This window comes from Vibrio rumoiensis 1S-45 (assembly GCF_000286955.2).
GTDB lineage: Bacteria > Pseudomonadota > Gammaproteobacteria > Enterobacterales > Vibrionaceae > Vibrio > Vibrio rumoiensis_A.
In genome coordinates, this window is the sequence record NZ_AJYK02000028.1 from 116 (window position 1) to 21,654 (window position 21,539).

Genomic DNA, 21,539 nt, shown 5'->3' on the forward strand with positions numbered 1-21,539 from the left:
ACACTTGTATAAAAAATTTATTTGTTTGCTCAAAAAGCCAACAAATAGAGGATATTAAGGGTTTACAAACCGTTTAGCTCTATATATTATTCTCACACAATTTGGAGGGATGGCTGAGTGGTCGAAAGCACCGGTCTTGAAAACCGGCAATCGTTAATAGCGGTTCTAGGGTTCAAATCCCTATCCCTCCACCACATTTGAAACCCCTGACTTGTCAGGGGTTTCTTCGTTTTTACAAGGCAATATCTCACCAAATCAGACAGGTGAGACAATGTACTTATTAAAACAATCCAATTCTGTTTATTACACCCGCGTTTGTTACCCCCAAGCTTTAGTTGCTATGGGGTATGTCTTTGATATCAAAGTGAGCCTACTGACAAAATATCGCTCAACGGCAGTCCTTAGAAACCTCTACGTTTCCGCTATCATTAAGCGATCTTTATTAAATCAAGACCCGCTCATTAATCAAACCCCTATCATTCCTGAGGAGCCGCAGGCGACATCAGGAATCCTACGTCACTAAAGTGAAAATAGGTATGGAGTAATCACACCCTCAATAATGGTTAATCGTAATCATCTAAATGAATTCGTGGAGCTCTTGCAGCATTAATAACCGTGATGAAAGCGAAACCTCCAGCCACTAAAAATCCTGTTTGAAAGGCGTGAATAATTGGTTCTTTAGGGCCAACGAGCAAATCGGCAATCGTGCTATTACTGGTAAAATCAGGAATAAGCGAATAGGTTAAAGCACCAAACAATGCTGTGCCGACTGATGCGCCTAATGAGCGGCACAGGCTTGCCATCGAAGTAACTCTTCCTAAGTTAGCCTTTCCACCTACGGTTTGGATTTGTATTTGTGTTGATGGCATCACCGTCCCTAAGCCTAAACCACAAATCAGACCGAAAAAGCCGGTCAAATACTTAGATGGCTCAAGCAAGCCTAGCAAGGCAAACCCGAAGGTAGCAATACTCATGCCTATCACTGGCATCCATTTAGGTACACCCGTTTTCGCTATAGTTTTACCGGTAATGTAAGCACCCGTGATCATACCGGCAGTTAAAGGTAGTAATAATAACCCTGACATAGCGGCATTAGCACCTAAGCCTAATTGTAAATAAATAGGCAAAAAGAACACCAAAGCGAACATACAAGCAGCAAATAAGAAAGATGATGTTAGGGGGATATAAATTTCTTTACGCGCGAGTAAGGATAAAGGTAAAAATGAATCTTGGGTTCGTGATTGCTGAAAAATAAACACAGCAGATAATATCACCATCGCGATAAGCAATTGGTAACTCGTCATCGATTGCCAAGCAAACTCATGCCCACCTGAAGATAACCAATAAATAATTGCCGTAGTTGTTAAAGGGAATAGCAATAATCCCCACCAGTCCACGGTTCTTGATTTTGGTGGAACCGGTGATTGCTTCAAGGCACATAACCGATAAATAGCAAAAGCGGCAATCGGTAAATTAGCCCAAAAAAGCCAATGCCAGGTAAAGTAACTGACGACCAAGCCACCGAGAACAGGCCCCGAAACACTCGCCAAAGCAAACATGGCCGAGAAATACCCTTGAAAGCGCGCCCTTTGCCTTGGTGGAACAAGTTCCCCTATTAGCGCTTGCGAGAGGCTCATTAATCCGCCGCCTCCAATGCCTTGAATGACTCGTCCCGCGATTAACATGGCCATCGAACCCGCTAATGCCGCAACAATGGAACCAATAGAAAAGATAAACAATGCTGCGATTAAAATATTGCGTCTGCCGTATCGATCACCTAACCATCCATGAATCGGTACTGATGCCGCACCTGCCAGTAAATAACCAATTGCAATCCAAGATGCAGTTTGAATACCACCTAGATCTTGCGCAATTGCAGGTGTTGCTGCTGCCAATAATGTTTGATCAACCGCCGCCAAAAACATCGGTACAAATACCATGGTAAATATACCAACAAAATCTTTTTTGCTGACTTCTTTGGTGGAGAATTGCTCAGGATTGTTCGATAAATTCTTGGCAGTTGAAGACATAAAAGCTCTACTTTACATTTGAAAAATAAACAGAAGGAAAGAAAAATGCGCCCTAACAATGAGCGCATAAATTATAGTAGATGATCACCTATAACTCGATGAAAGTTACACTGATTTACATTAATGACAACAATGGTTTTCCCAATATTGCAAAGCTGTTTGATAGGCTTTTTTATAGTCATTGTCTTGTGCAAATAGCACGGAAGCCATACTGCTCACGACCGCATTTGCCATTTGAATTTGTACATCGTGTTCAGCTTTAAATAGCGACACTGAAGGTAATGGTAGAGATTCATTGATCGTCTCTGGCCAATAGAAGGATTCCACTCCCGCCTCATGGCTTAACCACACCGTTTGGCTTACTTTCGGGTTATATTCAGACTCACCATTAAGACCTTTAAATGAAATGACCGATAAACTGGTGCGATCAATAAGCTGATCAACTTCCGCATGCAATTGTTGAAAACCCGGATGAAAGCTGCCTCTGATTGCTAACTTTGCTCCACCTGGATTTAATGCTCGAACAACCGTGTTGATTGGTGTCCGTAATCCATAGCGATTTTTCCAACCAATCATCGTTTGCGCCGTCGGTGCAAAATTCGCCAAAGGTAAATAGGCAATATTATGCTCATCTAATAAAGACTTAGCTTCTTGAGCACTGTTCGCGTTAGGGATATCTAAAACATCCAGAAAATCTTCAAGGTGAGTACGTCCACTTGCTACATCTTTGTAGCCATGCAATAAAACTTTATAGCCATTCTGCGATAATATTTTTGCTGCTAAACCATGCCACGGGTGATCACTGCCATTGTCACTGGCACGTTTACCTGCATAACAAGGCCAATCAATATCCGCACCTACATTAGGTACACGAGACTGAAATGCCTTAACGAACCCGGCAATTTCTTCATTTGTTTCATTTTGCACTCGGATCAACATCATCAGCATCGCCATTTGGTCATCACCAACAGTATCTTGCTCGTGTTCTTTACTGGACAAATAGGCATCCATCACAGCGAAAGCTTGTTCCATTGTTAATGGTTTACGTCCTCGTTCGCCACGCCCAACCGTTCTAATGCACTCTAAAATGATACTCATAATATTCTCTAAGTTAACGTCCATGTTTATATCCGTGTCAGTGAATGGGTAATATCAATGACTGCGGATATACAAAGCTTAACATTATCTAGAACAATTATTTATCTGAATAAATGCTATGCCGTATTTTTCTTGTTAGCTGAAAATTTAGATTTCGTTGTTCGTCGCTTAAATGGCTTGCGTTCAACCTTAGGAAGTGAACGTAACGAAGGTGGGATCCCCGATGATTTGACCTTTTCCATTAAGCTAGAAATTTGCACTTCCAAGCTCTCCATAAATGGCGTGTAGCTTTGTTTTCTTTCTGCCATCGCTTGTAATTGATGCTCCCAATGTGCCGTCATATCTGGGTACGTCGATTCTTCTGGTAGAGCATGAATAAGCCCTCTTCCAGCCTGACTACTTTTAATATTGCGGCCTTCACGCACAAGCAACTGCCTTTTAAATAGTGTATCTAAAATCCCAGCACGAGTGGCTTCGGTTCCTAACCCATCCGTTTCCCGCAGAATTTTCTTTAGACTTTTATCTGCAACAAAGCGGGCAATCCCTGTCATCGCTTGTAATAATGTAGATTCAGTAAAATGACGTGGTGGCTCGGTTTTATGATCTTTAATTTGCCCTTCACGACACGTGAGCATTTCACCATTTTTAAGAGCCGGAACCGGGTCAGCATCATCATCTTCACTAGAAACTGCTTTACTGCTTGGCATCAAAACCTTCCAGCCCAAATCAACTAACACCCTCCCTTTAGCAACAAATAAGCCACCTGCAATATCAAATTCTAGTTTGGATTCTGCGTAAATCGCCGCAGGATAAAATTGCATTAGATATTGGCGAGCAATTAATTGATAAATTTTCGCCTCTTGACCAGATAACCCGTGCGTTGACGCTTTTTTAGGTGTTGGAATAATCGCGTGGTGAGCATCCACTTTTGCATCATTCCACGCTTTTGATTTTAACGATAAATCCGCTTCTTCTACGGCATTTTGAAGTTGATTATCATTGTTACGAATGGCTTCAGTCACGCTTCTTGATTGGGCAAAATGCTCTTTGGGCAGGTAACGGCTATCGGAACGTGGGTAGGTGATCAACTTATGTTTTTCATACAAAGATTGGCAGATATTTAAAACATCTTGAGCACTGAGTTGGAAACGTCTTGCAGCATCGATTTGCAGTGCCGATAACGAATAAGGTAAAGGTGGCGCTTGTTTCGTGTGTTTTTGTTCTGAATCAATAACCTTAGCTGGCTGCCCCTTAATACGGTTGGCAACATTTTCTACTAACTTACGGTGCAATACGCGCCCTTCTTCATCTTGCCAAGGTTTAATAGCTTCACTTGGCTTCCACTTCGCTCGAATGTCGAATGCTTCATTACCATGTTTATAGGGAATTAACGCATGAAGAGTGAAATAATCGCGAGGAATAAAATTCTCGATTTCTTCGTCACGACGCACCACTAAACCTAATACTGGCGTTTGTACTCGCCCAACCGACAGCACACCTTGATAACCTGCTTTTTGGCCGAGTAAAGTATAAGCGCGGGACATATTCATGCCGTATAACCAATCAGCGCGAGAACGAGACAAAGCCGATACAGATAGTGGAATAAATTCTTGATTTGAGCGCATTTGCGTTAACGCCCGCTGTACTGCTGGCAAGTTTAAATCACTAATAAGAAGGCGCTGAGTCGCTTGTTTTTGCGCTTTGGTCGCTTTTAGGTAATCAATCACCTCATCCACCAGCAGCTGACCTTCTCTATCCGGGTCTCCGGCGTTAATAAGGCTAGGCTTTTGTTTGAATAATTGACGTATGACGCTTAATTGTTTTTTTGCCGCCGCTCTAGGGCGCAATTGCCATTGATGAGGAATAATAGGTAAATCCGCCATATTCCACTTTTTATAACGCTCATCATAAACATCAGGCTCGACTTGTTCTAATAAGTGCCCAATACACCAAGTCACAATATCTCCGTTACCACAGCGAATAAACCCTTGCTCATTTTTATGAGGTTTGGGGAGTGCCGAAACTATCGCACGACCGAGGCTAGGTTTTTCCGCTATAAATAAACGCAAGGGGCTACTCATTAATATCGATTGATTAATAAAAACAAAGGGTGACATTATCGAATGTCACCCTTAAAAATCAAGAAAAAACTGTTTTTATATACAGTTGAATGCAATAAGCAACGAAGTTGCCATCATAAGAATTCAACAAAATCACCCATTTTTCTCTCTGGTACTTTCATAGCCGTGCAGCCTGGAGTACCAAGATATAAAAAGCCGACGATTTGATCTTCACCTTGTAAATGAAATGCTTGATGAACTTCTTTGTGGAACATCCACTCACCTGAGCGCCAAAAACCTTGAAAGCCTTGGGCAACCGCAGCCATTTGCATCGCTTGTGCCGCGCAACCTGCAGATAAATATTGCTCAAGTGCGGGGACTTTGTCGTGCGGGGTCACTTTAGCAATAACCGTGATCACCATAGGAGCCCGAAATGGTGCTTTTTTCAGCTTTTCAATCACTGCATCTGGGCTGTTATTAACTTGCGCGGCATGCACTAAAATATCAGATAACTTACGCAAGCCCTCACCTTGTGCAATCACAAAGCGCCAAGGCGTTAAATTGCCATGATCGGGCGCTCGTAAACCTGCTTTGATAATATTTTCAAGAAATTTACCTTCTGGCGCTGGCTCCACCAAATTCGCCATTGAACGTCGTTCTAATAATAAATCCAGTGCTTGCATAATGATCCCTACGGCTTAAAAGATAACAAATGAGAATCATAATCAAATCAGTCTGACTTGGCTATACCAAAGTGATCGAAGTGGCCGCTTCACTGAAACTCATTGCTTCATTGATACTAACTGCTTCACTGAGGCTAACTGTCTTATTGAAACTAACTGCCTTATTGAAACTACAGTGACATGGCAATTTTCGTTCCTTGACGAATCGCCCTTACCGCATCCAATTCACCAGCCAGATCAGCGCCACCAATCACGTGAAGCTTTTCACCTAATGATGCCCATTGCTCTTCAAAAGGACGAACTGATTCTTGTCCAGCACAGATAATAATATTATCCGCATCCAATATCGTGTCTTGTTCATTGATTGTGATATGTAAACCTTGCTCGCTAACTTTTTGATACGCAACACCACCCATCAAATTTACACCGCGCTTTTGTAGCGTGGTTCGATGGATCCACCCTGTTGTTTTACCAGGGCCTTTGCCGACTCGCCCTTCACGACGCTGCATCAACCACACTTGTTTATCACTGATACAATCAGGTAATGGCAAAATTCCACCAGCGTGTTCAAGGCTTTGATCAATTCCCCACTCATCAAGCCAATCATTAATACCATGTTGATCAGGTTCCGTGATCATACTGGCAACATCCACACCAATACCGCCCGCACCAATTATCGCGACTTTATTCCCTAATGCTGTTTTTTCACGGATTAACGTTTGATAATCAACCACTTTATCACTGCTACTCATGCCTTCGATATTCAAAGCCCTTGGCTTGACACCAGAAGCAATCACCACTTCATCATATTCACTAATATCAGAAAGTTGCGCTTCCGTATCGAGCTTTAAATTTACACCAGTTTCTTCTATACGATTCGCAAAGTAACGAATGGTTTCACGGAATTCTTCTTTACCGGGGATTTGCATTGCTAAACGAAACTGACCACCGATACGGTCACTTTTTTCAAATAAATCAACATAATGACCACGCTCCGCCGCTATGGTAGCGCAAGCTAACCCCGCAGGACCTGCACCAATCACCGCAACACGTTTCTTCATTGTGGCTGCAACCATTGGCATTTCAGTCTCACTGCATGCACGAGGATTCACCAAGCAGCTTGCTTGTTTACCTTTAAAAACATTATCCAAACACGCTTGATTACAACCAATACAGGTATTGATCAATTTTGATTTTTCAGCCGCCGCTTTATTAACGAAATCCGGATCAGCCAAGAATGGTCGCGCCATCGACACCATATCAGCATGCCCTTGAGATAAAATATCTTCTGCCACTTCAGGGGTATTAATTCGATTACAGGTAATAACAGGAATGGATAAGTGCGGTTTTACTTTCTCAGTTACCCAGCTAAATGCAGCGCGTGGCACTTGGGTGGCGATGGTCGGAATACGTGCTTCATGCCAACCAATGCCGGTATTAATTAACGTCACGCCTGCTTTTTCTAATGCTTGAGCAAGTTCAACCACTTCATCAAAAGTGCTGCCTTGTTCCACAAGATCCAACATAGATAAACGGAAAATAATAATGAACTCTTTGCCTACTTTCTCACGAATTGATTTAACAATTTCAAGCGGTAAACGCATCCTGTTTTGATAACTTCCACCCCATTCATCATGTCGTTGATTAGTACGTTGACAAATAAATTGGTTAATCAAATAACCTTCCGAACCCATAACTTCAACACCATCGTAACCAGCCGATTGTGCCAGTTTCGCTGTACTTGCAAAATCTGAAATCGTGCTGCGGATCTGACGTTCGCTCATTTTAAAAGGCGTGAACTTTGAAATTGGTGCACGAGTGGCACTCGCACTTTGAGAAAATGGGTGCATCGCATAACGACCGGCATGCAAGATTTGCAGCGCGATTTTTCCACCATGCTTGTGTACCGCTTCCGTCACAACTTTGTGCTTGTTCGCATGAGATTGCGTACTCAGTTGTGAGCTTAAAGGATGTAAACGACCACGTAAATTCGGTGAAAAGCCACCAGTGACGATCAACCCTACACCACCTTTGGCTCTTTCTTCATAAAAGGCGGCAAGTTTTTTTAGCTCGCCACGTTCTTCTTCTAAACCGGTATGCATCGAGCCCATCAATACTCGGTTACGTAATTGTGTAAATCCAAGATCCAGTGGCGCTAACAAATGTGGGTACATATTCTCACCTATGACGCTAATCGTTATTTTTATATGGTCAGACCACTCTATACAGAGAATCTTAAAAAACCAAACCTGTGCTTACATTTTTGTAACCTAGCTCAATCTTCAGGCATCAATTTGCTGGTTCTTCCTCACAATGGCAAAAAAATCATTGTATCCTAATACTTAAATACGAATGGGTACTCACACCAAGCCTTGCTTATGTTACATTTGCTGAATCTGCTCATCAGATTTTCTTTAATCATGTTTAATTGGATATAAATATGAAAAAACTGTTCTGCTTTATTGCCGCCATCTTTAAAGGTATTTGGAAGTTTATTACCTTTATTCGTGTCGCTATTGTAAACGTCATTTTTATCGCGTTAATCGTGATGGTGTATTTTGCTTTTTACCCTCAACAAGAGCCTTCAATCGACCAACCCACAACACCAGAAAAAAGAGCGCTAGTATTAAACTTAGATGGTCCAATTGTAGAACAACGTACTTATGTTAATCCGTTAGATTCCATTTCAGGCACCGTATTTGATAACGAATTACCAAAAGAAAATGTGTTGTACGACATCGTGACGACGTTACGAGCAGCAGCAACTGATAACTCAATTTCTGGTTTGGTTCTTAATTTAAGCCAAATGCCAGAAACTAATTTGACTAAACTGCGCTATATCGCCAAAGCAATCAGTGAATTCAAAGCCACTGGAAAACCGATTTACGCTTATGGTGACTTTTATAACCAAAGCCAGTACTACCTAGCCAGTTACGCCAGCCAAGCATTTCTATCCCCAGATGGTGCTGTGCTATTAAAAGGCTATAGTGCTTATAATCTTTATTACAAAGATTTGTTAGACAAACTCGATGTTACAACCCATATCTTCCGTGTTGGTACGTACAAATCGGCCGTTGAGCCATTTCTTCGTAATGACATGTCTACAGCCGCCAAAGAATCTGCAACAGCTTGGTTAACACAACTTTGGGGAGCGTATGTTGATGATGTGGCCCATAACCGCAAGATTGACACCAAAGCATTGAACCCAAGTATGGATGAATTTTTGGCTAAGATGAAAAGCGTTGATGGCGACTTAGCAAAACTCTCTTTAGAAACAGGCTTGGTTGATCAATTAATGACTCGCCAGCAAGCCACTGACTTTTTTGCGAGTCAGTTTGGTGCAAGTAAAGATCATCGATACAACAGAATCAACTATTACGATTACAAAGCAAAAGTTGCCATTCCAGTGGTGAATACTGCTGATCAAATTGCTGTCGTAGTTGCCAGTGGCACAATTTTAGATGGCACTCAACCTAAAGGCCGTATTGGTGGCGATTCCACAGCAAGCTTATTAGCCCAAGCTCGCTTAGACAAAAATGTGAAAGCTGTGATTCTACGCGTTGATAGCCCAGGGGGCAGCGCCTTTGCCTCAGAGATTATTCGCAATGAAATTGAAGCGTTAAAAAAAGCGGGTAAACCTGTGGTGGCTTCTATGTCTAGCCTTGCGGCATCGGGTGGTTATTGGATATCCATGAGCGCAGATAAGATCATCGCTCAACCAACAACCTTAACCGGTTCTATTGGGATCTTTGGTGTGATCACCACCTTTGAAAAAGGCTTAAATAAGCTGGGTGTACACACTGATGGTATTGGAACCAGCCCATTTTCAGGCGTCGGTTTGACCAACGGTCTATCAGAAGGTGCTTCACAAGCAATGCAGATGGGCATTGAACATGGCTATCATCGCTTTATTTCTTTGGTTGGTAAAAACCGAGATATGAAGACAGATGAAGTGGATAACGTTGCACAAGGTCGAGTATGGACTGGACAAGATGCAATGAAACATGGCCTTGTTGACCAACTAGGCGATTTTGATGATGCAATCAAAGCAGCGGCCAACTTGGCTCACCTTGATAGCTATAAACTCACTTGGGTAGACAAACCACTGAGTCCGACTCAACAAATACTCGAAGACTTTTTCCGCACACTGAATACCTCACTTGGTAATCCACTGGAGAAATGGATTCCGGATGCATTAAAACCTGCTGCTGCGCAAATGTCTAACAGTGTTGATTTGTTAAACAGTTTTAATGATCCAAAAGGCTATTACGCATTCTGCCTTAACTGCGAAGCAATATAGCTGTATTCCCTCCCCAAAAGAAAGGACGCTTCATCGGCGTCCTTTCTTATTTTCGGTGATTTATTTCAACTATTTAGACAACGTATCAATAGCACCTTGTACATCCCGAATCAATGAGGTGGCATCCCCTTCACGGTTTTGTACCAATGACATGAACAATAAATCAATAATAGTATGCTGCGCTGTTCTAGACGAAATCGACGAGCTTCGTGAACCTTGTTCTTTAATAGTAGGTTCTTCAGCAATGGTGTCTAAAGTAATATCTGCAATGCTGCGCAGTGGGCTATGCCCTAGTGAGGTTATAGCAACCACTAATGCTCCTTTCTTCTTTGCCACTTCGGCGGCAAATTGCATGTCTTTTCGGTGACCCGAATAAGACAACACTAAAAAGACATCTTTGGGCTTTAATGTATTGGCAATGGTTATTTGCACATGGCTATCAAATTCATTGAGTGTCGGAATGCCAATCTTCATTAACTTATAACTGAGATCTTTTGCTACTAAAGCCGAGCCGCCAATACCAGCGATTTGCACTTTAGATGCCACATTTAATGCTTTTACTACTTGTGAAAATTCAGCCGCATTTAAATGATTGGTTGTTTGTAAAATGGAATTGGTTTTCTCTTGTGCTAGTTTTTGAGCCACATCAAGCAAGGTATCGGAAGCTGAGATCTGGTTATGTAGATTAGATTGATCTTGAATAATGGCATGTTGGCGGCCAAGCTCTTCACTGATCGCAACCTTAAATGCCGTAAAACCTTTACAGCCAAGCTTTTGGGTGAATTTCACAATGCTCGACTGACTCACCTGACAAGTATCTGCTAATGATTGAGAAGACATTGTTGTCACCGCAATAGGATCACCGAGTATCACGTCCGTAATATTCTTTTCATTGACTGAAAACTGATCCGAGTGATAGCGCAACTTGGTTAATATCGACATATTTATTTCCCTACTGCGTAAAAACATCCCTACATTGGCATATTTTGATTCTTCAAAACATCACATGAAGATGGTGAGGCTAATCTACGCCAATTTCTTAAAACGTCAAATTATTCCAATCTACGAATAATAAATTCCGTGACACGCATCTCTTTTGTGGAATAATTTATTCTGTAATCTATTCCTAATAAAATAATTCGAGGCTGCTATGAAAATTGACTTATCCCACATGGTAACGGAAAGCCGTAACCCTGCTAGTGCGAATATTGACGCACTCAACACTGAAGAAATGCTTCGCGTGATTAACGCTGAGGATAAAAAAGTCCCGTTTGCTGTAGAGCTTACCCTACCGGCAATTGCGGAGAGTGTGGATATCATTGCTGCAGCATTTCGTAAAAGTGGTCGATTGATCTATATGGGCGCTGGCACTTCTGGCCGCCTTGGTATTCTTGATGCTAGTGAATGCCCACCCACTTATGGTTCGGATCCTTCTCAAGTGGTTGGCTTAATTGCTGGTGGTCATAAAGCCATCTTAAAAGCCGTTGAAAATGCCGAAGATAATCTTGAACTTGGTGCACAAGATTTAAAAGATATTCATTTCTCACATGATGATGTGCTGGTTGGTATCGCCGCAAGTGGACGTACACCGTATGTATTAGGTGGAATGGAGTACGCCACCTCTATCGGTGCGAAGGTCATTTCTCTGAGTTGCAACCCTGTAAGCCCGATGACAGATGCCGCAGATATTGCCATCACACCAATTGTCGGCGCAGAAGTGGTTACTGGATCTTCTCGCATGAAAGCCGGTACAGCACAAAAGCTGGTGCTTAATATGCTAACAACTGGCGCGATGATCAAAACTGGCAAGGTGTATGGCAATTTAATGGTTGATGTCGAAGCCACCAATGCCAAATTGGTTGAACGCCAAAAAAGCATCGTAATGGCGGCGACTGAATGTGACAGAGCAACCGCTGAAGCGGCATTAAATGCATGCAATGGACACTGTAAAACCGCCATTGTCATGATCTTAACTCAATCGGATGCGCAACAAGCAACCGAACTCCTTAACCAATCAAATGGATTTACTCGCGCAGCAATTAACACGCCAAGCAAGTAATTCTAAACTGGGTATCGATATGGCTAAAATTACACAAGACACCATTAATCAAATTATTGATCAAGTGGGTGGTATTGCGAATATTGCCGTCGCTGGCAATTGCATGACGCGATTAAGATTAACACTAAAAGACGATAGCCTTGTAAACCTTGATCCACTGAAAAGGATCTCAGGTGTCATGGGCGTGGTCGAAAGTGATGAACAATTGCAAATCATCGTTGGCCCGGGCAAAGCACAAACGGCGGCCGAGTTAATGAACGACACGCTTGCAAAAGGACCTCAATCTACTTCATCTTCTGAGTCGGCGTCGAATTTAAAAGACATTGCTTCTGGTAATAAGAAGCAATTGAAAGAAAAGCAAACCAGTGCAATCCATCGTTTTTTAAGTAAATTTGCCACTATCTTTACCCCGCTTATCCCGGGTTTTATTGCCGCGGGTATGTTGCTCGGTATTGCGACCGTTTTAGAACAAAGTTTCATTAATGGTAACCCGACACCAAACACTCTTTTGGTCGACTTAGTCGCCTATTTCAAAATCTTCGGTAAAGGTTTATTTAGCTTTTTAAGCATTTTAATTGGTTACAATGCACAAAAAGCCTTTGGTGGTTCTGGTGTCAATGGTGCCATCATTGCTTCATTATTTGTACTCGGTTACAACCCAGATGCTACAAGCGGTATTTACTCTGGTATGACGGATTTCTTTGGTCATACGATTGATCCAAGAGGCAACATCATTGGGGTATTAATTGCAGCCATTTTAGGTGCATCGGTAGAACGCTTTGTTCGTCGTTATATGCCAGATGATTTGGATATGATCTTAACCTCAACCATTACGCTTTTAATCATGGGTGCGGTAACGTTTATCGTCATCATGCCGATTGGTGGTTACTTATTCCAAGGCATGTCATGGTTATTCTTACATTTAAACGGTAATCCAATTGGTTCTGCTATTTTGGCCGGTCTTTTCTTAATCTCGGTAATGTTCGGTATTCACCAAGGTTTTGTACCGGTTTACTTTGCCTTAATGGAAACGCAGGGTTTCAACTCATTGTTCCCTATTCTGGCAATGGCAGGAGGCGGCCAAGTTGGTGCAGCAGCAGCCTTATACTTCAAAGCAAAGAAAGACTCGTTACTTCGCGTGCAAGTAAAAGGGGCAATCATTCCGGGTATTCTCGGTATTGGTGAACCATTAATCTATGGCGTAACCCTTCCACGTGTGAAGCCATTTGTGACCGCTTGTATTGGTGGCGCAGCCGGTGGTTTCTTTATTGGGTTAGTGTCTTACTTAGGTTTACCTGTCGGTTTGAATACCGTATTCGGACCTTCTGGTGTGGTGTCTTTACCGTTAATGACATCAGATATCGGTATTTTCCCTGCCATGATCGTTTACGGAGCGGGTCTTATAATTAGTTATTCTGTTGGCTTTTTAGTGACCTTATTCTTTGGCACCAAAAATGTCGATTTAAGTTAATTGACTGAAACCTGAAAATAACAGGTTATATCCACCATAGTAATTCCATTCGCTGTGGTAGATATATTCCCCCCTATTGCATATTGCATCCCCATTTCATTTATTGAGGTGGGGATTTTTTCTTATATAAGCTACACTTTCTTAGTCAAAAATCGCTATAATCGTCCTCTGTTCCCTACAAACGACTGCAAATATCATGACAAGAAAGCACATTTACATCGCCTATACTGGCGGAACCATTGGTATGAAACGCTCTTCACACGGTTATATCCCTGCCGATGGCTTCATGACTCAGCAACTTGCTGGCATGCCAGAATTCCACCGCGAAGAAATGCCGTTATTCACTGTACATGAGTATTCACCTTTAATGGATTCATCCGACATGACACCGGATGACTGGCAGCACATTGCCGACGACATTAAAGCCAATTACGATAAATACGATGGTTTTGTGATTTTGCATGGCACCGACACCATGGCGTATACCGCTTCTGCTCTGTCTTTTATGTTTGAAAACTTAGGCAAGCCTGTCATTGTCACAGGATCTCAGATTCCATTAGCGGAATTACGCTCCGATGGCCAAGCAAACTTGCTGAACGCTCTGCATATTGCGGCCAACTACCCGATTAATGAAGTCACTTTATTTTTTAATAACCAACTGATGCGCGGTAATCGCAGTACCAAATCTCGCGCAGATGGTTTTAATGCTTTTACGTCACCGAATATGCCGCATTTATTAGAAGCGGGGATTAACATTCAGGTCAGTAATCCAGATCTTATTGATAAAAAACCAAAGGGCGATTTTAAAGTTCACACCATTACCCCTCAGCCAATTGGTGTGATCACTATGTACCCAGGCATTTCACATGAAGTGATCCGAAACACACTACGACAACCCGTTAATGCAATGATTTTATTAACGTTTGGCGTTGGTAATGCACCACAAAACAAAGACATGCTTGCTCATTTAAAAGAAGCCTCTGAACGTGGCGTAATCGTTGTAAACTTAACCCAATGTTTAACCGGCAAAGTTAATATGGATGGTTATGCAACGGGTGTATCACTCGCTGAAGCTGGTGTGATCAGTGGCTATGATATGACGCATGAAGCTGCGTTAGCTAAGTTGCATTATTTATTAAGCCAAGAGCTTACTTATGAAGAAATTAAAGCGCAGATGAAAGAAGTATTGCGTGGAGAGATGAGCTTGTAAAAAGGTTTTTCAATCTAGTTTCTAGTTACGCTTCGCTGCTCAAAAAGACAAAAGCACCACTTGGGTATTGTGGTGCTGTTACTCTAAAAATCAATCTTCAACCTTTACTCGTAAGATATCGGCTTCATTGTCTGAAAATTGTTTTTTCAATTCGGCTTTTGATTTAAAAGCCACTTCACCACCAGCCGCGACACTCATGTGTTGAGCCTCATGGTTATGCTTTGATTGGTAAAGCATCACCGCTTGCATACAAGAATCACGTTGTTCTTTTGTAATTGGCGTACCATCTAACCAGCGGCCTGTCTCGATTGCGTAATTTAAACGCTCATAGACTTCTGGCGTCATCGCATTGAGGAGCTGTTCAACATTCATTTGTATATTTCCTTTAACTCGTATCCGCCTAACATACCCATGCAGATTTCTCAGTCAATAACCTCAAGTGAAAACAATGTCTGCGATCACATAGGATCAACGATTAAACACCAGTGAAACCGAATTCAAACAATAGCGCTGACCGGTTGTGTCTTGTGGCCCATCTAAAAAGACATGCCCTAAATGGCTATCACACGTCGCGCAGCGAATTTCGGTTCGTACCATTCCGTGACTATTGTCTTCCAAATAGCGAATAGCATCTTTACTAATAGGTGCATCAAAGCTCGGCCAACCACATCCAGAATCAAACTTATTCTCAGAAAGAAACAGATCAGCATGGCAACAGGTACATTGATAAACACCAGTTTCATTATTATGGAGCAAAGTTCCTGAATACGGAGCCTCGGTGCCACCCAAACGGCACACTCGAAACTGTTCTTCAGTTAATTCTTTTTTCCATTCTTGCGTCGTTTTTTTCACTCTTTATCCTTTAACTGTCCGTTCAGTACAAAGCGTATCTAATATTAATAAGAAGTATTTCGCAAATCCGCTCATCATTAGATACAAAAAAATACCCAACAATGCGCTACAAAATTCGCACAGTGTAGATACCACCTTCTACAATAAGAGCATTCACTAGATGTTTGTGCTAATGAACTTAAGCAAACGTTCGTATCGTTTCAGTCTACCATCGATCGTTTTTAAACAAAAACTTGCTTATTCACCTCAATCTAGCACATACTTTCTGTCGATTTTAAATGGTGACTTGAATCACATTAATGTATGATTCGTGTCAGCCCCAAAGGATATGTACAAACTTGTAGCACTGACAGAATCATCAATAATACAGTGTGGGCAATAATTAGTCGTTATTAGTCAATACAGAAAGAAAGTAACTCTTTTTTTTGACTTTAAACAAGTAAAGATTGATTATGCCTTGCAGTATGTGACTGGGTTCTGTAATTTTACTACCAGTTATCTTTAAATCTGAAATTAAGTTGTGGAGCAACTACAATGACTATCAAAGTAGGTATTAACGGTTTTGGCCGTATTGGACGTTTCGTTTTCCGTGCTTCTGTTGAGCGTGACAACATCGAAGTTGTAGGCATCAATGACCTTATCGATGTTGAGTACATGGCATACATGCTTAAGTACGACTCAACTCACGGTCGTTTCAATGGCACTGTTGAAGTTAAAGACGGTAACCTAGTAGTAAACGGCAAAACTGTACGTGTAACTGCTGAGCGTAACCCTGAAGATCTTAAGTGGGATGCTATCGGCGTTGACGTTGTAGCGGAAGCAACTGGTCTTTTCCTTACTGACGAAACTGCTCGTAAACACATCACTGCTGGCGCTAAAAAAGTTGTTCTAACTGGCCCATCTAAAGATGCAACTCCAATGTTCGTTAACGGTGTAAACTTCGACACTTACGCTGGTCAAGATATCGTTTCTAACGCTTCTTGTACTACAAACTGTCTAGCACCTATCGCTAAAGTTCTTAATGACAAGTGGGGCATTGACTCTGGTCTTATGACTACTGTTCACGCAACTACAGCAACTCAAAAAACTGTAGATGGTCCTTCTGCGAAAGACTGGCGTGGTGGCCGTGGTGCTTCTCAAAACATCATCCCATCATCAACTGGTGCTGCTAAAGCAGTAGGCGTTGTACTTCCAGAAGTACAAGGCAAACTAACTGGTATGGCTTTCCGCGTACCAACTGCTAACGTTTCTGTTGTTGACTTAACGGTTAACCTAGCAAACGCAGCAACTTACGAAGAAATCTGTGCTGAAATGAAGCGCGCTTCTGAAAACGAACTAGCTGGCGTTCTTGGTTACACTGAAGACGCAGTTGTTTCTCAAGATTTCATCGGCGAAACAAACACTTCAGTATTTGATGCTGCTGCTGGTATCGCACTTAACGACAAATTCGTTAAAGTTGTATCTTGGTACGACAACGAAATCGGCTACTCAAACAAAGTTCTAGACCTAATCGCTCACATCTCTAAGTAAGCATTAGTATAGACTTTCTTTGAAAGATCTTCTTTGAAAGATAAGCGAATGAAAGGCGGCCATTGTGTCGCCTTTTTTATTGATAATTACTGGGTGACTAATCCCTAGTCCCTCCGTTTGCACTGACACTATTTCTTTCATTACAATAGTGACTATTTCGATGACTTCCCCTATTCAGGAAATCTTCTTTCCTAAAAGCAAGGGGCTAGAAACTAGGAACCGAACATCATGAACCTTAATTCTCTGCCTATCGTTAGCGTATTATCTGATCACGTCACGATTGTCCAAAAAGACGACGTGAAAATTGTTCGCGTTCAGCACCCAAAAGCTGAAGCAGGCATTTCTTTGTTTGGTGGTCATGTCGTATCCTTCAAGCCACAAGATCAAGAAGATGTTATCTGGATGAGCCAGCAAGCTGTTTTTGATGGTAAGACGGCATTGCGCGGTGGTATTCCAGTATGCTGGCCTTGGTTTGGACGCATTGCCACGCCCGCACATGGCTTTGCTCGCTCAACGCAATGGACACTCGTTGAACACAAAGAAAATGAACAAGGAGTGATGATCCGCTTAGGCATGAAGCCATCAGAAGCAAGCTTAGCGATCTGGCCTCATCAATTTGAAGCATTACTTGATATTGAAATTTCAGACACATTAAATGTCAGCTTAAAGGTCAAAAATACTGACACCATTGAATGGGCTTTTTCTGGCGCGTTGCATTCTTATTTTAATATCGCAGACATTCTGTACACTGAAATTACCGGCATGGGCGATCATTACCTTGATAGCTTAAAAGATGGCAAAGTGTCTTTAGGTGGAGAGACGTTAACATTCTCAAGTGGCGTGGATCGTGTTTATACCCACCCTAAATCTGAAATAAAAATCTCCGATCCAAAAAATCATCGTTTTATTACGGTCGAAAATCAAGGCAGTAATGCTGCGGTTATCTGGAACCCGTGGGAACTGGCTTCAAGCATGGCAGATATGGAAGATGACGGTTATCAAACCATGGTTTGTGTTGAATCAACACTGCATGCTCCAAGCATAGAAGAAGGCAAAGTGCTGCAACCTCAAGAAAGCTATACACTAAGCACCAAGATCGGTGTGATTGCCTCTTAAGATCGCTAGAGTTCTTTAAGTAACGAAAACACTTGAACATAAAAACATTGGCGAGAGCTGAATAACCTCGCCAATGAAAACCAAGCCTTTGGCTATAAAATTCCAACTTATTATCCCCAACATGGTTGCTGGGTATAAACATCATTACAGGTATCACAATGTATCAATGCCCTCTTTGCCAACATCCACTAGAAATGGCAAATCAAAGTTTTTGTTGTTCAAACAACCACCAGTTTGATAAAGCAAAAGAAGGCTATGTCAATTTGATGCCGGTGCAACATAAACGCTCGAAACAACCGGGCGATAATGCCGAGATGATGCAAGCTCGCAGACGATTTTTAGAATCCAAACAATACCACCCCATGCGTCAAGCCGTGGCTGATTTATGCGCTAAGTATCTTAAAGGGAGCCATCACCAATTACTCGACATTGGTTGTGGCGAAGGTTATTACACCCACTTCATCGCTGAACAATTACAAACCCAAAACGCTCAAAGCCGTTGTTATGGATTAGATATTTCTAAGGTCGCCATTCGCTATGCGGCAAAGCGTTATCGCTCTGACAAGATGCAATTTTGCGTTGCTTCGAGCCACCGTCTTCCGTTTAGTGATCACAGTTTAGATGCGGTATTACGCATTTACGCCCCTTGTGATCATGAAGAATTACAACGAGTCACGACCCAGCAAGGCATCATCGTCACCGTCACCCCGGCGGCAAGGCATTTATATCAATTACGTGAATTGGTTTACCCTGATGTGTTGCTGCACGGTGAAACGCCAGAATGCATTACCGGCTTTGATTTGATCGAAGAAACAAAGCTACAGTACCCAATGTCGATGACAGGTGTAGAAGCAGACGATTTATTGCAAATGACGCCTTTTGCTTGGAAAGCATCTGAACAAATGAGAGGGCAATTAAAAACAGCCCCACATTTTGAATGTGAGGCTGAATTTATGTTGAGGGTATATAAAAAGATAACTTCGAATGCTTAAGTAATTATGCTTATCAAAGTGTCATATATTTTTATACCCATCACTTTACATTGCTTGGTACCACTTCAATAACAGACATCATGCCTTTATCTTCATGCTCAAGAATATGACAGTGATATACAAATTTACCAGCGACTGAATTAGAAAAACGTATTTTCACTTTTATCCACGAGCCTGGAGGTATAGGGAAATTATCATGCAAAACGTTTGGTGAAGTGTCGCGAGTCATATCACCGTGCTCGCTAATTTCTATAACTGAAAATTTTGATTGATGCACATGAAAATTATGATATTCATCCGAAATATTATGGATCACCCACGTTTCCACATTTTCGGCCGTAATACATAAATCTAATCTATCATGATCAAACTCATCAAACTTGTTAGCTGATAGCCATTCACTAGTCATTTGTTCAGGAACATCAAATTTTATAGGTGTATTACGAGGGGTCATGTCCGTCATCATAGTAAATGTTTCATCCTCATTAACATCTCCATTCCAGAATGCTATAGTTCTAAATTCGCCTTTCCCCAAAGGGGCTCCTGGTTGACTTCCATCACTACACAAAGAAGAAGACATAACTAAAGGTTTATCTATTGTTTCAAGACGAGTGATACCAACAGATAGTTCAGCACCAGCTGGTTGAAGCGGCTCAGACGGATCTAAGCCTTCAATGTTAATATCCATTATCTTTCCTATCGGCCATAAATCCGCACAAGAAGTTGGATCACCGTCCGGACATTCCCATTTAGTTACATTAAGTGTTGCTGCAATATCAGAACCATTACAATCATCACCTAAAGCATCACAAATAAGCCCGCGATTAAGATAGATCTCCAAGCGAGCACTTGGAAATAAAACCAAGTCACCTTTAGAAACTAAACCTGAATCAGCATCCTGGCCAACCGCAGCACCATCATTTGCAAGAATTTGAAAAGGAAGAAGTGTATCACCATATCTCAACTCAAGATTGTAAGTGACAGTTGCCCCCACATTCGCAATTCTAAAAATTTGTGCAGTATCATTTGGAATAGTCATTGACGGTAATAGCTTACCATTTACAGTAAATAACCATTTACGCTCAATACCATCATCAGATTTATCTTCATTTTGCCCTTGGCAGACACCACCTTCAAGGATTGGGTACTCGTCCTCCCCACAGTAGCCAGGATCGTACCATTTAACCGTATGCCATGATTCACCAGGGCCTCGTTCAACTTGCAAGTCTTTAAGTACAATAAAATCAACATTTGTTTTATTTCTTAGATCAGACTCCTCAGCCGCTTCTTTATCACTTTTACACGGATTATCAGTCCCTTCACCAAATAACTGGCATTTTAACCATGTGTAATCCCAAATATCACCAATAGTAATCAAACCTGATAAACCACGAGCTACCTGTTGTTGAGAAACACCGTGGGAATGAGGGTGAAACCAATAAAGGCCAGGGGGATGACTCACTGGTACTTCAATTGAATAAGGGATGGAGGTTGAAGGTGCCTCTTGTTTTGCATGGTGATGATGCATATCATTCGATGTTATTTCTAAGCAATCTTGGACACTCCCTGCTTGCTTTTCTGTAGTGTTAACTTTAACAAAAGCATTATCACCATACCGACCATCCGGTGCATTCATTGGGGAAACAATTAATCCATGTGTATGGACATTTGTCTCAGACATCGTAGCTCCATTTGTGCCTTCTGGTCTTTCAGGTACGCAAGGAAGTCTGTTTTCCAATTCATAAAACAAGAAATCACCAGGATTAAGAGCCCACACTTCAGGAATAAAACTTGGCCCAGATTCAACACCATCCCGAGATCGAAATGAATAAAGATATAACCCATCAACATTGCCAAAGCCAGGAATGTCTACACTTGCTTCTTGAGCGGTTAATACACCGTTAAACGTTTTATTAACATGAACCTCGGTGTTTGAGTCTTTATTTTGGCACCCTACTAAAAACATCAGTAATGAAATACCAATTATTTTTAAATAATACTCAATAAAAAATTCAGAACAAAACCTTGCCATCCTAGCGCCTATTTCCATTTAATATTCCTAGTTACTTATTTAATGTAAAAACTTTCAACCCACCTATTTAGGCTGAAAAATCAATACTATACTTTCAATGTTGCGT

The 21,539-nt window shown here is 41.7% G+C and carries 16 protein-coding genes and 1 tRNA gene; 8 read left to right on the plus strand and 9 right to left on the minus strand.

The features are described from left to right. Positions 1 to 103 precede the first annotated feature (103 nt). Positions 104 to 194, plus strand: a tRNA-Ser gene (locus tag A1QC_RS04165). Positions 195 to 563: 369 nt separating this feature from the next. On the opposite strand, the gene A1QC_RS04170 is transcribed toward A1QC_RS04165, so the two are convergent. From A1QC_RS04170 to A1QC_RS04190, 5 genes are all read right to left on the minus strand, one after another. Next, positions 564 to 2,030, minus strand: coding sequence for an MDR family MFS transporter (locus A1QC_RS04170; protein WP_017026017.1), 1,467 nt, complete (start codon positions 2,028 to 2,030; stop codon positions 564 to 566). Positions 2,031 to 2,150: 120 nt separating this feature from the next. Then, positions 2,151 to 3,128: a glycosyl transferase family protein gene (locus A1QC_RS04175; RefSeq protein WP_026025934.1), complete on the minus strand. Its 978-nt coding sequence runs from the start codon at positions 3,126 to 3,128 to the stop codon at positions 2,151 to 2,153. A gap of 116 nt (positions 3,129 to 3,244) precedes the next feature. Further along, positions 3,245 to 5,245: a DNA topoisomerase III gene (locus A1QC_RS04180; protein ID WP_017026019.1), complete on the minus strand. Its 2,001-nt coding sequence runs from the start codon at positions 5,243 to 5,245 to the stop codon at positions 3,245 to 3,247. A gap of 77 nt (positions 5,246 to 5,322) precedes the next feature. After that, the gene (locus A1QC_RS04185) at positions 5,323 to 5,871 is read right to left on the minus strand and encodes an NAD(P)H nitroreductase (RefSeq protein ID WP_017026020.1); all 549 of its coding nucleotides are present in this window, start codon (positions 5,869 to 5,871) and stop codon (positions 5,323 to 5,325) included. Positions 5,872 to 6,041: 170 nt separating this feature from the next. Further along, positions 6,042 to 8,045 (minus strand): NADPH-dependent 2,4-dienoyl-CoA reductase, encoded by a 2,004-nt coding sequence (locus tag A1QC_RS04190; RefSeq protein ID WP_017026021.1) that lies wholly within the window; start codon positions 8,043 to 8,045, stop codon positions 6,042 to 6,044. A gap of 266 nt (positions 8,046 to 8,311) precedes the next feature. Between A1QC_RS04190 and sppA the strand changes: the two genes are divergently transcribed. Next, entirely contained in the window at positions 8,312 to 10,171 is a 1,860-nt protein-coding gene (gene sppA / locus A1QC_RS04195) for a signal peptide peptidase SppA (RefSeq protein ID WP_017026022.1), read from the plus strand. A gap of 69 nt (positions 10,172 to 10,240) precedes the next feature. Here sppA and A1QC_RS04200 read toward each other — a convergent pair whose 3' ends face one another. After that, entirely contained in the window at positions 10,241 to 11,113 is an 873-nt protein-coding gene (locus A1QC_RS04200; RefSeq protein WP_017026023.1) for a MurR/RpiR family transcriptional regulator, read from the minus strand. Positions 11,114 to 11,321: 208 nt separating this feature from the next. On the opposite strand from A1QC_RS04200, the gene murQ reads away from it, so the two are divergent. From murQ to ansA, 3 genes are all read left to right on the plus strand, one after another. Then, complete coding sequence (gene murQ, locus A1QC_RS04205; RefSeq protein ID WP_017026024.1) at positions 11,322 to 12,230, plus strand: N-acetylmuramic acid 6-phosphate etherase; 909 nt, start codon at positions 11,322 to 11,324, stop codon at positions 12,228 to 12,230. 19 nt (positions 12,231 to 12,249) lie between these two features. Further along, a complete protein-coding gene (murP, locus tag A1QC_RS04210; RefSeq protein ID WP_026025936.1) occupies positions 12,250 to 13,701 on the plus strand; it encodes a PTS N-acetylmuramic acid transporter subunit IIBC in 1,452 nt (483 codons plus the stop codon). Positions 13,702 to 13,897: 196 nt separating this feature from the next. Beyond that, positions 13,898 to 14,911 carry an asparaginase gene (gene ansA / locus A1QC_RS04215; RefSeq protein WP_017026026.1) on the plus strand — a complete coding sequence of 338 codons (1,014 nt, stop codon included), beginning with the start codon at positions 13,898 to 13,900 and terminating at the stop codon, positions 14,909 to 14,911. Positions 14,912 to 15,001: 90 nt separating this feature from the next. Here the strand turns inward: ansA and A1QC_RS04220 are convergent, their stop codons facing one another. Both A1QC_RS04220 and msrB read right to left on the minus strand, forming a co-directional pair. Then, positions 15,002 to 15,283: a YeaC family protein gene (locus tag A1QC_RS04220; protein WP_017026027.1), complete on the minus strand. Its 282-nt coding sequence runs from the start codon at positions 15,281 to 15,283 to the stop codon at positions 15,002 to 15,004. 96 nt (positions 15,284 to 15,379) lie between these two features. After that, entirely contained in the window at positions 15,380 to 15,763 is a 384-nt protein-coding gene (gene msrB / locus A1QC_RS04225) for a peptide-methionine (R)-S-oxide reductase MsrB (RefSeq protein ID WP_017026028.1), read from the minus strand. A 534-nt stretch (positions 15,764 to 16,297) separates the two neighbouring features. Between msrB and gap the strand changes: the two genes are divergently transcribed. The 3 genes from gap (at position 16,298) to rlmA (ending at position 19,401) form a co-directional block, all read left to right on the plus strand. Further along, a complete protein-coding gene (gene gap, locus A1QC_RS04230; protein ID WP_017026029.1) occupies positions 16,298 to 17,293 on the plus strand; it encodes a type I glyceraldehyde-3-phosphate dehydrogenase in 996 nt (331 codons plus the stop codon). A gap of 228 nt (positions 17,294 to 17,521) precedes the next feature. Beyond that, positions 17,522 to 18,409: a D-hexose-6-phosphate mutarotase gene (locus A1QC_RS04235; protein WP_017026030.1), complete on the plus strand. Its 888-nt coding sequence runs from the start codon at positions 17,522 to 17,524 to the stop codon at positions 18,407 to 18,409. Positions 18,410 to 18,567: 158 nt separating this feature from the next. Beyond that, the gene (rlmA, locus tag A1QC_RS04240; RefSeq protein ID WP_017026031.1) at positions 18,568 to 19,401 is read left to right on the plus strand and encodes a 23S rRNA (guanine(745)-N(1))-methyltransferase; all 834 of its coding nucleotides are present in this window, start codon (positions 18,568 to 18,570) and stop codon (positions 19,399 to 19,401) included. 40 nt (positions 19,402 to 19,441) lie between these two features. On the opposite strand, the gene A1QC_RS04245 is transcribed toward rlmA, so the two are convergent. Beyond that, positions 19,442 to 21,451: a multicopper oxidase family protein gene (locus tag A1QC_RS04245; RefSeq protein WP_084021846.1), complete on the minus strand. Its 2,010-nt coding sequence runs from the start codon at positions 21,449 to 21,451 to the stop codon at positions 19,442 to 19,444. Positions 21,452 to 21,539: the final 88 nt, after the last annotated feature.

Excerpts from the sequence above, each read along its gene's own strand:
- murQ (WP_017026024.1), top strand. The coding sequence starts at position 11,322 with ATGAAAATTGACTTATCCCACATGGTAACGGAAAGCCGTAACCCTGCT.
- A1QC_RS04245 (WP_084021846.1), bottom strand. The coding sequence starts at position 21,451 with ATGGAAATAGGCGCTAGGATGGCAAGGTTTTGTTCTGAATTTTTTATT.
- A1QC_RS04235 (WP_017026030.1), top strand. The coding sequence starts at position 17,522 with ATGAACCTTAATTCTCTGCCTATCGTTAGCGTATTATCTGATCACGTC.
- rlmA (WP_017026031.1), top strand. The coding sequence starts at position 18,568 with ATGTATCAATGCCCTCTTTGCCAACATCCACTAGAAATGGCAAATCAA.
- A1QC_RS04220 (WP_017026027.1), bottom strand. The coding sequence starts at position 15,283 with ATGAATGTTGAACAGCTCCTCAATGCGATGACGCCAGAAGTCTATGAG.
- A1QC_RS04190 (WP_017026021.1), bottom strand. The coding sequence starts at position 8,045 with ATGTACCCACATTTGTTAGCGCCACTGGATCTTGGATTTACACAATTA.
- gap (WP_017026029.1), top strand. The coding sequence starts at position 16,298 with ATGACTATCAAAGTAGGTATTAACGGTTTTGGCCGTATTGGACGTTTC.
- murP (WP_026025936.1), top strand. The coding sequence starts at position 12,250 with ATGGCTAAAATTACACAAGACACCATTAATCAAATTATTGATCAAGTG.
- ansA (WP_017026026.1), top strand. The coding sequence starts at position 13,898 with ATGACAAGAAAGCACATTTACATCGCCTATACTGGCGGAACCATTGGT.
- A1QC_RS04170 (WP_017026017.1), bottom strand. The coding sequence starts at position 2,030 with ATGTCTTCAACTGCCAAGAATTTATCGAACAATCCTGAGCAATTCTCC.
- A1QC_RS04200 (WP_017026023.1), bottom strand. The coding sequence starts at position 11,113 with ATGTCGATATTAACCAAGTTGCGCTATCACTCGGATCAGTTTTCAGTC.
- A1QC_RS04185 (WP_017026020.1), bottom strand. The coding sequence starts at position 5,871 with ATGCAAGCACTGGATTTATTATTAGAACGACGTTCAATGGCGAATTTG.
- A1QC_RS04180 (WP_017026019.1), bottom strand. The coding sequence starts at position 5,245 with ATGTCACCCTTTGTTTTTATTAATCAATCGATATTAATGAGTAGCCCC.
- A1QC_RS04175 (WP_026025934.1), bottom strand. The coding sequence starts at position 3,128 with ATGAGTATCATTTTAGAGTGCATTAGAACGGTTGGGCGTGGCGAACGA.
- sppA (WP_017026022.1), top strand. The coding sequence starts at position 8,312 with ATGAAAAAACTGTTCTGCTTTATTGCCGCCATCTTTAAAGGTATTTGG.